Source organism: uncultured Veillonella sp. (assembly GCF_905209685.1).
GTDB lineage: Bacteria > Bacillota > Negativicutes > Veillonellales > Veillonellaceae > Veillonella.
Map to the genome: position 1 here is coordinate 61,345 of NZ_CAJLUB010000001.1, position 11,991 is coordinate 73,335.

Sequence of the window (11,991 nt, forward strand, 5' to 3'; positions counted from 1 at the left end):
AAGCGCCCCCATAAGGGCTTCTTTGTGCAAACTATTTGACCTTTTGCCCTGGGCAAAAGGTCTTTTTTGTTACGTGAGTTAGGAGGAAATCATGGGACAAGTTAGCCTAAAAGGCAAACATTTATTGGGTTTGCAAAATGTGTCACCTGAAGAAATCAAATTGATTTTGAATGTGGCAAAGAAAATGAAGAAAATCGTTCTTTCTGATGATAAGAAGGTTCCACTTTTAAAGGGGAAATCCATTATTAACCTTTTTATGGAGCCTAGTACTCGTACCCGTAGTTCCTTTGAATTGGCCGGTAAATATTTAGGGGCTGACGTTATTAATCTTTCTCCAAGCGGTTCTTCCATGGGGAAAGGTGAAAGCTTCCGCGATACCTTGCTAACTATGTCCTATATGGGCACAGATGCTATCGTAATGCGTCATAGTGCAGAAGGGGCTCCTCTATACGCCACAAAAGCAGTAGATCCTATCATTATCAATGCTGGTGATGGTGCTCATGAACATCCAACACAAGCTTTGTTAGATATGTATTCCATCTTAGAGAAAAAAGAATCTATTGAAGGCTTAAAAATTGTTATCTTAGGCGATATTATGCATAGCCGTGTAGCAAGATCTAATATTTATGGCCTTACTAAAATGGGTGCTAAAGTACATTTGGCTGGTCCTCGTACTATGGTATATCCAGAGCTCGAAAAATTAGGTGTTACCGTACACCACGATATTCGTGAAGCAGTGGCTGATGCAGATGTGGTTAACGTACTTCGCATTCAATTAGAACGTATTCATTCTGCGTTGTATCCTACAAATAGAGAATATGCACGTATCTTTGGTATTAACAATGATGTATTGAAATTGGCTAAAGATGATGTGATGGTAATGCATCCAGGTCCTATGAACCGTGGCCTTGAAATTGCACCAGATGTAGCATATTCTGATCAATCCGTAATTCAAGAACAGGTACGTAATGGCGTAGCTGTACGTATGGCTGTATTGTACTTAACTATTATCGGAGGTGACGGTAGTGAGCTTGCTTATTAAAAATGGTACGGTAGTTAATCCGGCAAAAAAACAAAACGAAGTAGCAGACGTTCTCGTAAAAGATGGTAAAATTGCAGCCATCGGTCAAAACTTGAGTGCTGAAGGCGCTGAAGTATATGATGCAACAGGTCTTATCGTAGCACCTGGTCTTATCGATATTCACACACATTTGCGTGAACCAGGCCAAGAAGCTAAAGAAGATTTCCACTCTGGTACACAAGCGGCTGCTGCTGGTGGTTTCACACGTGTAGTCACTATGGCTAATACAAACCCAGTTGTAGATAATGCTGCACTTGTAAGAGGTTTACAAAAACAGGCTGAACTCACTGGCGTTGTGAAAGTAGAATTTATTGGTGCTGTATCCAAAGGCCTAGAAGGTAAGGAACTTGCTGAAATGGGCGATATGGCTGAAGCTGGTGTAGTAGCTTTCTCCGATGATGGCCATTATGTAGAAAATGCTGCATTTATGCGTCGTGCCTTAGAATACTCCTCCATGTTTAATAAAATGGTTATCGACCATGCAGAAGATATTACATTGACTAAAAATGGTCATATGCATGAAGGTATCGTTTCCTATGAACTAGGTGTTATTGGTCGTCCTGCAGTAGCTGAAGATTTAGCGGTTGCTCGTGATATTTTGTTATCTGAAATGACAGGCGGTCACATTCATATTGCACACGTAAGTAGTAAAAATACAGTGGACATGGTTCGTCGCGCAAAAGCAAAAGGTCTTAATGTAACATGTGAAGTTACAAGCCAACATTTATCTTTCACAGATGAATATTTACGCGAATACAATCCAGCGTTTAAAATGGCTCCTCCAATTCGCTCCGAAGATCATCGTCAAGCATTATTAGAAGGCTTGAAAGATGGCACAATCGATGCAATTATTACAGACCATGCACCGCATGCATATGAAGAAAAAGACCATGAGTTCTGCTGTGCTCCTAATGGTTTCAGTGGTCTCGAAACATCTTTAGCAGCGGTTATTACCAATGCGTATGGTCCAGATAAACTCAGCATTGACCAAGTTGTGTACTATATGAGTACACGTCCAGCTGAATTAATGCGTCTTGATGCAGGTGTTCTTGAAGTTGGTAAACCAGCAGATATTACTGTATTCTCTACAACTGAAGAATGGACAGTAGATCGAAATAAATTCTATACAAAAGGCAAAGTCAGCCCATTTGATGGTATGACTGTTACAGGTAAGGCCAAACTCACAGTAGTTGATGGCAAAGTAGTTATGAAGGAGGGCGTAGTCTTATAATGAAAGGCAAGTTAGTTCTTGAAGATGGTTCCGTGTTTGAAGGTTCCTTATTAGGTGGCGCTCCAACAGTAGGCGAAGTTGTATTTAACACAGGTATGACAGGGTATCAAGAAATCTTGACTGATCCATCCTATGCGGATCAAATTATTACATTAACATATCCTTTGATCGGTAATTATGGTACATTGAATGCTATTACTCAAGGCCCTAAACCATATTGTAAAGGCTTTATCGTAGGAGAACTGTGTGATTTCCCATCTAACTGGCAAAATGAAGGCTTATTTAGCGAGTATCTTCGTTTACACGGCATCCCTTGCCTTTATGATGTAGATACACGTGCTATTACACGTGTACTTCGTAACCATGGCGTAATGAAAGGCGTACTTGTACGTTCTGATTACCCTATGGAAGATATTCAAAAATTATTTAAACAAGACTTGCCAACAGATCAAGTTATGCGTGTAACTACAAAATGGCAAGGTATGCGTGGCGATAAAAATGCAGAGTTCCATGTAGCTGTAATGGACTATGGTGTAAAGGAAAATATCCTTCGCTCTTTAGAAGCAGCTGGTTGTCGTCTAACAGTATTCCCTGCAGATGCTAAGGCTGAAGATGTATTGGCAGCAAATCCAGATGGTGTATTCTTATCTAACGGCCCTGGAGATCCTCAAGATCTTGGCTATGCTGTAGAAGAAGTAAAGAAATTATTCGGTAAAAAGCCTATCTTCGGCATTTGCATGGGCCATCAAGTATTGGCTCAAGCCTATGGTGGTACAACATTTAAATTAAAATTTGGTCACCGGGGCTCTAACCATCCAGTACAAGATTTACGTACAGGCCGCGTATATATTACATCTCAAAATCATGGCTATGCAGTAGATGATACTTCCTTGCCAGACTTTGTAGAAATTACACATCGCAGTGTAAATGATGGCACTGTAGAAGGTATGCGTCATAAAGAATTACCTATCTTCTCTGTACAATATCATCCAGAAGCGTCCCCAGGACCTACTGATAATCTATATTTATTTGACGAATTTGAAGACTTAATGAGAAAGGGAAAATAATATGACCACAGAAGCAAAAAAAGTACTTGTAATTGGTTCTGGTCCAATTATTATCGGCCAAGCTGCAGAGTTTGACTATGCTGGTACACAAGCATGCCGTTCCCTTCGTGAAGAAGGTTATAAAGTAGTATTGGTTAACTCCAATCCTGCAACAATTATGACCGATACAGATATTGCAGACCGCGTATATGTAGAACCTATTAGTCTTGAATTCGTAACAGAAGTAATTAAAAAAGAACGCCCTTGGGGCTTATTGGCTACATTGGGTGGCCAAGTAGGTCTTAATATGGCCGTACAATTGTCTGAAGCTGGCGTATTAGAAGAATACGGTGTAAAACTTCTAGGTACAACACTTGAAGCCATTAAACAAGCAGAAGACCGTGAACTCTTCAAAGAAGCGATGAAGGAAATCAATCAACCAGTTCCTGAATCCGATATCTTTAACGATCTTGAAGAAGCGGTAGCCTTTGCTAATCGCATTGGTTATCCTATCATTATCCGTCCTGCATACACATTGGGCGGTACTGGTGGTGGTATTGCGCATAATGAAGATGAAATGTATGAAATTACACGCCGTGGTTTGAAACTTTCACCAATTCACCAGATCCTAGCAGAACGTTCTGTAGCAGGCTGGAAAGAAATCGAATACGAAGTAATGCGCGATAGTGCAGATAACTGTATCATCGTATGTAACATGGAAAATATCGATCCTGTAGGCGTACATACTGGTGACTCCATTGTTGTGGCACCAAGCCAAACATTAAACGATATTCAATACCAAATGCTTCGTACTGCTTCTGTAGAAATTATTCGTTATTTGAAAATCGAAGGCGGTTGTAACGTACAATACGCGTTGAATCCAAATAGCAATGAATATATCGTTATCGAAGTAAACCCTCGTGTATCCCGTTCCTCTGCATTAGCATCTAAAGCAACTGGCTATCCAATTGCGAAGGTAGCTGCAAAAATTGCAGTAGGCATGACATTGGATCAAATTACAAATGCTGTAACAGGTGAAACAAAAGCATGCTTCGAACCTACACTTGACTATGTAGTAACGAAATTCCCACGTTGGCCATTTGAAAAATTCAATTTGGCAGACCGCACATTGGGCACTCAAATGAAGGCTACTGGTGAAGTTATGGCTATCGATCGCTCCTTGGAAGGCTCCTTGCTTAAAGCAATTCGTTCCTTGGAAATTGGTTTAGACCATATTGAGCTAAAGAAAATCTCTCATGAGTCCATGGAACAATTGATTGAACGTTTACATTTAGTAGATGATGAACGTATCTATGTTGTAGCAGAAGCACTTCGCAAGGGCATTAGTGTAGAAAAAATTCACTACATTACAAAAATTGATACATTCTTTATTGAAAAAATCAAAAATATTGTTAATGTAGAAAAAGCATTGGCTGAACATGGCTTGACAGAAGATGTATTGCGCAAAGCAAAACGTTATTCCTTCACTGATTCTGTTATCGCCCGTTATGCTAATACAACTGTAGAAGAGGTTCGTGCAAAACGTAAAGAATGGAACATTCTTCCAACATATAAATATGTAGATACATGTGCTGCCGAATTCGAATCTAAAACACCGTACTACTACAGTGCTTATGCACAAGAAGACGAAGTTAAACCACTCGGTGAAAAATCTGTTGTCGTACTAGGTTCCGGTCCAATTCGTATCGGTCAAGGCGTAGAGTTTGACTACTGCTCCGTACATTCCTCTTGGGCACTTCGTAAAGCGGGTTATCAATCTATTATGATCAACAATAACCCAGAAACAGTGTCTACTGATTTTGATATTTCTGATTCCTTGTACTTCGAACCATTAACAGTGGACGATGTAATGGAAATTATCGATAAAGAAAAACCAGCTGGCGTTATTGCTCAATTCGGTGGTCAAACAGCAATTAACTTGGCAGGTCCATTAGCTAAGCGCGGTGTAAAAATCCTCGGTACATCCGTAGATAGCATCGATATGGCAGAAGACCGTGAACGCTTTGATGAATTGTTGGCAAAACTTGGTATTCCACGTCCAGTAGGTGCGCTTGTAACCTCCGATGAAGAAGCACAAGCAGCAGCTAAAAACTTGAAATATCCATTGATTGTACGTCCTTCTTATGTATTGGGCGGCCGTGCTATGGAAATCGTATACAACGATAAAGAGCTTGATGTATACATGAAGGAAGCCGTAGTAGCATCTAAGGAACATCCTGTTCTTATCGACCGTTATATGGTTGGTATGGAGGTAGAGGTTGACGCTATTTCCGATGGTACTGACGTATGTATTCCTGGTATTATGGAACAAATCGAACGTGCCGGCGTTCACTCTGGTGACTCCATGGCCGTTTACCCAGCTCAACATTTGAGCCAAGAATTGATTGATCAAATCGTTGACTATACACGTCGTATTGCAGTAGGCCTTAATGTTAAAGGTGTACTTAACATTCAATATATCGTGGCTGATGGTGAACTTAACGTAATCGAAGTTAACCCTCGTTCTAGCCGTACTGTACCATTCATTTCTAAGGTTACAGGCATCAATATGGTAGAATGTGCAACACGCATTGCTCTTGGTGAAAGCTTAAAAGATTTGGGCTTGCCACTCGGTCTTGTACCTAATAAACCATATGTAGCTGTAAAAGCACCTGTATTCTCCTTCTCCAAAATGGGCCTTGTAGAAATCGCTCTTGGACCTGAAATGAAATCTACTGGTGAAGTTATGGGTATTGGTCGTACTTATTCTGAAGCATTGTTTAAAGCTATCAATGGTGCCAATATGCGTATCCCAGAAGATGGCACAATTCTTATGACCGTAGCAGACCGCGATAAAGAGGAAGCTAGCCAATTGGCAAAAGGCTTCATCGAATTGGGCTATCACATCGAAGCAACTGGCGGTACTGGTAAATACTTCAAAGAACATGGTGTTGACTGCAAGGTAGTTAACAAAATCTCTGAAGGTGATGACAACTGTGCTGACCACATTCGTCAAGATAAAGTAGATCTTGTACTTAACACATTGACTGCAGGTAAACGCCCTGAACGTGAAGGCTTCCAATTGCGTCGTCTCGCTGTAGAAATGGGTACACCATGCTTAACAAGCCTTGATACAGCTCGTGAAGTATTGCGCGTTGTAGCTAATCGTAAAGATGATGCTAACTACAATGTAGAAGCATTACAAGATTTTGAATTGGAGTAAAACCATGAGTGGCTATGTAGAACAGGGCGAAGTCGTTCGCAATGAGCAAATAGGCTCTGATGTGTGGATTATGGATATTCATGCACCAAAACAAGCAGCAGAAGCAAAGGTAGGACAGTTTTGTAATGTTCGCGTAGCGGACTCTACGGCGCCATTATTGCGTCGCCCTATCAGCTATGCTGGATTCGATGCACAAAAGGGTATTATTACCCTTTTGTATCGCGTCGTAGGTAAGGGGACTGAAATTATGACACGTCTCGTACCTGGCGATACACTAGATTGTTTAGGACCTTTAGGTGAACCATTTGTAACATCTAAGAATATGCTTCTCGTTGGCGGTGGTGTTGGTATCGCACCAATGCTATGTATCGCATCCCATTTGAAAGAAGGGGAAGAGGCACAAATTATTCTTGGTTTTAGAAATGAAAGCGAAACCTTTTGGGCAGATTTATTCAAAGATACGCCTGTTAAAGTGCACATCACGACTGATGATGGTAGCGTAGGTGCGAAAGGGTTCCCTACAGCAATCATGCCTGAGCTGATTAATGGCAATACTTTCACATCTGTTATGACTTGCGGCCCTACACCGATGATGAAAGGTGTGGCACAAGTAGCTAAAGATCTCAACGTTCCTTGCCAAGTATCTCTTGAAGAACGCATGGGCTGCGGCACTGGAGGTTGTTTGGGTTGTGCTTGTGATGGTGCAGGTGGCAAACGTTACAAAGTTTGTAAAGATGGTCCTGTATTCCCAGCTGAGGAGGTGTTCTTTTAATGAGTGAACGCGATTTAAATAACACCGTTACGCCTAATCCAAAGCTTGCTGTTGACTACTGCGGTATTAAGATGAAAAATCCTATTATTGCCGCATCTGGCACCTTTGGTAATGGTCCTGAGTATGCTGGTTATTTAGACCTTAGTAATGAAGTAGGTGCTATTTCCGTAAAAGGTTTAACACCTAAAGGTCGTCACGGCAATCCAGGAACTCGTATCGCAGAAACACCGTCTGGTGTCTTAAACTGTATTGGCCTTGAAAATCCTGGGGCAGAACATTTTGTAACAGATATTTTGCCAGACCTCAAGAAATACGATGTACCATTGTTAGCGAATATGTCTGCTGGCACGGTAGAGGAATTTGCATGGATGGCAGAAACTCTATCCGTAGATGGTATTGCGGGCCTAGAGGTTAATGTATCTTGTCCAAATGTTGCTTGTGAAGGTATGGCTTTTGGTGTAGATCCAAAGGTAGTAGAACAAGTAACTAAAGCTGTTCGTAAGGTAACAGATAAGCCTGTTATTGTAAAACTTTCACCGAATGTAACCGACATTGTGGAAATCGCAAAGGCTGTAGAAGCTGGTGGCGGTGATGGGGTCAGTCTCATCAATACCATTCTCGGTATGGCCATAGATATCCATCGCCGTAAACCTGTATTGGGTAATATTTATGGTGGTTTATCTGGTCCAGCTGTAAAACCAGTAGCACTTCGCATGGTGCACCAAGTGTATAAAGGCGTTAATATTCCTATTATGGGCCTTGGTGGTATTATGACTGGTACTGATGCTATTGAATTTATGATGGCTGGTGCTCAAGCAGTTCAAGTTGGGGTTGCTACGATGGTAGACCCAACAGCTATTTCTCGTATTGCTCGAGAAATGGGCGATTATGTGGAACAATATAATCTTAACAGCATTACTGATATAGTAGGTGCTGTCCATCAAGGATAGTAAAAAGAAGACCTAGTACATTATGTACTAGGTCTTTTTGTATGTATTGTATTAATGTTCATAACTGTACAAAATCTCATACGATAAGTTATAAATACCATACTATATGAATTAGTATAGTGTGGCTTATACATATGCTTTGTAGAAATCAATAAACTGCTGTGCTACAGGGGATAAAGCATGGCCTTTAAGCGTAATAAATGCTTTTTTAAAATCGCCTGAGAATTCTGGCAATTTGATACGGGCCATTTTACGATGGTTAATGAGCTCTTTTGCATCCATAGGAACTAAAGACACAGTTCTCCCAGAGGATGCCCATTCGATGGCAGAGCTCTTAGTTGTAGTGATGGCAACAGCATTCAATTGATCCATGTCAGTTAAGCTAGACTGCATAATCATTCGCACAGATCCACCAGAGAGGGATAAAGGACACTTTTTGATATCATCCCATGTGATGGTATCATGTTCACGATCTATCCAGAATACATCACGGCGGAAAATAGCGTATAAATGTTCCTCTTGAGTAAGAAGGATATCAAATTTATCAGTGTCTACCATTTGAATGTTTGCAATTCCCAGCTCTGCATTACCATTAATAAGTTGATTGACCACATTAGTCATTAGTCCTTCGTAGATTTCGAAGTGAACTGATGGGTATTTCATGGAAAAGGCTGGTAAGTATTGTTGTACGATTGGTGTGGAGCGCGATGCAGACGTAGCGATTCGCAATGTACCTTCAATACGTGAGTTCAACTGTTGTACTGCATTGTATGTTGATTCTTCAATGGAGCATAATTGTTGGGCTTTTTGATAAAAAATTTTGCCCGCATCAGTCAGTTGTAAGTTTGATCCTCGTTGGCCGCGCTTGATATTTATGAGTTGAGCTCCAAATTCAGCTTCTAAATACTTTAATTGTTTACTTAAAGCTGGTTGTGTAATATGAAGAATCTCTGCGGCTTGTGTCATATTGCCCGTTTGAACGAGGGTAATAAAATTGTGGTAGTAAGATGTATCCATAGAATCTCCCTATTATACACAAAATAAGATAAATAAAAATTATAACGAACTAAGTAACAGTAATTTCACATTTGATAAAATAGCGTATATACTATATTCATCAAGGAAAGAGAAAGAATAATGTGTTTGAAATAAACTTTCTATCCTTATCACAATTTTTAATATAATAATAGTGATTAAGAAAGTAGGTACTATCATGGGCGTAGTAAAAAGAACATTAAGTAAAGCAATTCGTAACTGGGAAGCACGTAGATTAATGACTGCACATAATGCAGGTGTTAGTCGTAAAAAACAACTTGAACGCGTATGGCCTCATCCATTAACTACAGAAAAACGTCATGAACTTAGTCAAGGCGTAAGTGGCTTAGTTAATAGTGAAAACTAATTACTATGTGTGTATCAGTTAGATTATAGTTCTAGCGGTAGCACCACTTCAATAGAATCTAATATAGTACAAGTAGCAGCTCCATGACTCATGTCTTGGAGCTCTTTTTGTATGCGCTCTACATCAGTTGGTGGCACTAAGATGGTTATATCTACATGTTCACCAAAGTTTGATTCATAATGCAATTTTTGATCTTGCACATATCTTTCAATGGCTCCATATAAGGCATAGTCGATGGTAGCCTGCAGCTGAGTTCGTGTTGTGTGTAGTTCTTTAGGGGCAAGACGTAAGGTTTCCGCAACGGAGTGTGAATATGCACGAATCAAACCACCTGCACCTAATTTGATGCCTCCAAAATAACGGGTTACTACGACCGCTACATTGGTAATACCTGTTTTTTTGAGTACTTCTAACATAGGTTTGCCTGCTGTACCAGATGGTTCACCATTGTCAGAAGAGCGCTGTTGTTCTTGCTTTGGTCCTAATGCAAAGGCCGTACAATTATGGCGGGCATCCCAAAATTCTTTATTGATGCGGCTAATAAAAGCCTGTGCCTCCTCTTCTGTAGAACAAGGATATACAGTTGTGATAAAACGCGATTTCTCCACAACATATTCATGGCGAAATTCCTTCGCTACCGAAGTGAATTCTACAATAGGGCTTATTGATTCACACATAGATTCACCTCCTTTGGAATCAAAGTTTATGTTTATTCATCATCACTTTATTATAATCTATTTTTTTATACTATGTATAGGTGTATAGGTGGCAGGAGATTAATTCCCCTAGAAAAAGGAAATAACCCTCTAGATTTGGTAGGATATTGACGTAATGAGAATTTATGTTATTATGGAATAGAGACGCATGAACGAATACTCATGTAAAAGTGTTCATATAATAAACTTTACGTGTTTATAAATACTCTGTTACCGATGTATGATATGTCTACTATGAGTTTCTGACTTATATAGATATATAGGACATATATCTTTGAAATTCCAGTAGAAAGAAGTGATATGATGAGTAAGAAGAAACAAGAGTTTGATATTACCGGTATGCACTGTGCTGCTTGTGTAAAGCGCGTTGAAAATGTTGTTTCTAAGATCGATGGCGTAGAATCTGTAAAGGTTAATCTGCTCACTCGAAAGGGGAGCGTAGAATACAAAGATGGTTCTACAGTAGAACCACAACAAATTATCGATGCCATTACGAATATTGGTTTTGGTGCTGCAGAAGCTGATGAAACAAAGCAAGAAATAGAAAAGGTTAATTTAAAACCTCATATTACGCGTCTTATCATTGCTGCTTGTATGGCTGTACCGATGATGATTAACATGACATTACATCGCTTTGGTATTCAAGCCTTGCCTGTATGGGTAGAGTTTATTCTAGCTACCATTGCTCAATTCGGTCCGGGTCTTATGTTCTATAAGAGTGCGTGGAGTGCGGTGAAGAATGGCGCTCTTACTATGGATGTTCTAGTTGTAATGGGCACAACTGTTGCTTATCTATTCAGTATTTTCAACTGGCAATTCCACCCAGAACTAGGTCCCCATGGTATTTACTTTGAAACCTCAGCTTGGCTCATTACTTTCATCCTTCTTGGTAAACTCTTAGAAGAAATTGCTAAGGGGCGTACCTCTGAAGCGCTTCAAAAATTGATCGCCTTGCAACCGGCAACAGCTCATGTGTTGCGCGATGGTGAGTTTGTAGATATTCCTACATCCAAGGTAGTAGCAGGTGATATCTTACAAGTTCGAGCAGGCGAAAAAATTCCAGTAGATGGTACTATTACTGAAGGCTATTCTACTGTAGACGAAGCTATGCTTACAGGTGAAAGCTTGCCTGTAGAAAAACAAGTCGGCTCTGAAGTTATTGGGGCCACCATTAACTTGAGTGGTGCTTTCACGATGGAAGCGAAACGTATTGGCTCTGATACAATGCTGTCCCAAATTATCAAGGTCGTAGAGGAAGCTCAAACCTCTAAGGCAAGCATTCAACGTATTGCAGATATTGTTGCTCAATATTTTGTGCCTGCCGTTATTGGCCTTGCTGTTTTGACCGGCCTCGTATGGTACTTCATTATGGGCGACTCTATTAATGTAGCTCTCATTAATGCTACAGCAGTGCTTGTTATCGCTTGTCCTTGTGCACTTGGTCTCGCTACACCAACATCTATTATGGTAGGCTCTGGCTTAGGTGCGGAGCATGGTGTTCTCATCAAGAGTGCAGAATATCTTGAAAAAGCTGGTAAACTCGATGCCATCGTTATGGATAAAACTGGCA

Annotated in this window: 10 protein-coding genes; 8 read left to right on the plus strand and 2 right to left on the minus strand. The window is 40.3% G+C overall.

Features of this window, described 5'->3' with window-relative positions; genetic code table 11:
• Positions 1-91: 91 nt before the first annotated feature.
• Genes QZ055_RS00260 through QZ055_RS00285 form a run of 6 tightly spaced genes read left to right on the plus strand, consistent with a single transcriptional unit; the run spans position 92 to position 8,303 of the window.
• Entirely contained in the window at positions 92-1,042 is a 951-nt protein-coding gene (locus tag QZ055_RS00260; protein WP_105090313.1) for an aspartate carbamoyltransferase catalytic subunit, read from the plus strand.
• Positions 1,026-2,312, plus strand: coding sequence for a dihydroorotase (locus QZ055_RS00265; RefSeq protein WP_039969456.1), 1,287 nt, complete (start codon positions 1,026-1,028; stop codon positions 2,310-2,312). The genes QZ055_RS00260 and QZ055_RS00265 overlap by 17 nt, the downstream gene beginning before the upstream one ends.
• Positions 2,312-3,379, plus strand: a complete 1,068-nt coding sequence (carA, locus tag QZ055_RS00270) for a glutamine-hydrolyzing carbamoyl-phosphate synthase small subunit (RefSeq protein ID WP_005387324.1) — start codon at positions 2,312-2,314, stop codon at positions 3,377-3,379. Before QZ055_RS00265 ends, carA begins: the two co-directional genes overlap by 1 nt.
• Before the next feature lies 1 nt (position 3,380).
• Positions 3,381-6,581 (plus strand): carbamoyl-phosphate synthase large subunit, encoded by a 3,201-nt coding sequence (gene carB, locus QZ055_RS00275; RefSeq protein ID WP_105090314.1) that lies wholly within the window; start codon positions 3,381-3,383, stop codon positions 6,579-6,581.
• A 4-nt stretch (positions 6,582-6,585) separates the two neighbouring features.
• A complete protein-coding gene (locus QZ055_RS00280; RefSeq protein ID WP_105090315.1) occupies positions 6,586-7,353 on the plus strand; it encodes a dihydroorotate dehydrogenase electron transfer subunit in 768 nt (255 codons plus the stop codon).
• Complete coding sequence (locus QZ055_RS00285) at positions 7,353-8,303, plus strand: dihydroorotate dehydrogenase (RefSeq protein WP_105090316.1); 951 nt, start codon at positions 7,353-7,355, stop codon at positions 8,301-8,303. Before QZ055_RS00280 ends, QZ055_RS00285 begins: the two co-directional genes overlap by 1 nt.
• A gap of 126 nt (positions 8,304-8,429) precedes the next feature.
• On the opposite strand, the gene QZ055_RS00290 is transcribed toward QZ055_RS00285, so the two are convergent.
• The gene (locus QZ055_RS00290) at positions 8,430-9,320 is read right to left on the minus strand and encodes a LysR family transcriptional regulator (protein ID WP_005387328.1); all 891 of its coding nucleotides are present in this window, start codon (positions 9,318-9,320) and stop codon (positions 8,430-8,432) included.
• A gap of 172 nt (positions 9,321-9,492) precedes the next feature.
• Here QZ055_RS00290 and QZ055_RS00295 point away from each other — a divergent pair, with 172 nt between their 5' ends.
• On the plus strand, positions 9,493-9,705 hold the full coding sequence (locus QZ055_RS00295) for a hypothetical protein (protein WP_005387329.1): 213 nt from the start codon (positions 9,493-9,495) through the stop codon (positions 9,703-9,705).
• A gap of 23 nt (positions 9,706-9,728) precedes the next feature.
• Here the strand turns inward: QZ055_RS00295 and QZ055_RS00300 are convergent, their stop codons facing one another.
• The gene (locus tag QZ055_RS00300; protein WP_295823840.1) at positions 9,729-10,382 is read right to left on the minus strand and encodes a YigZ family protein; all 654 of its coding nucleotides are present in this window, start codon (positions 10,380-10,382) and stop codon (positions 9,729-9,731) included.
• Positions 10,383-10,724: 342 nt separating this feature from the next.
• On the opposite strand from QZ055_RS00300, the gene QZ055_RS00305 reads away from it, so the two are divergent.
• Positions 10,725-11,991 (plus strand): cation-translocating P-type ATPase (locus QZ055_RS00305; RefSeq protein WP_295823842.1); only part of this gene is annotated, 1,267 nt, incomplete at its 3' end.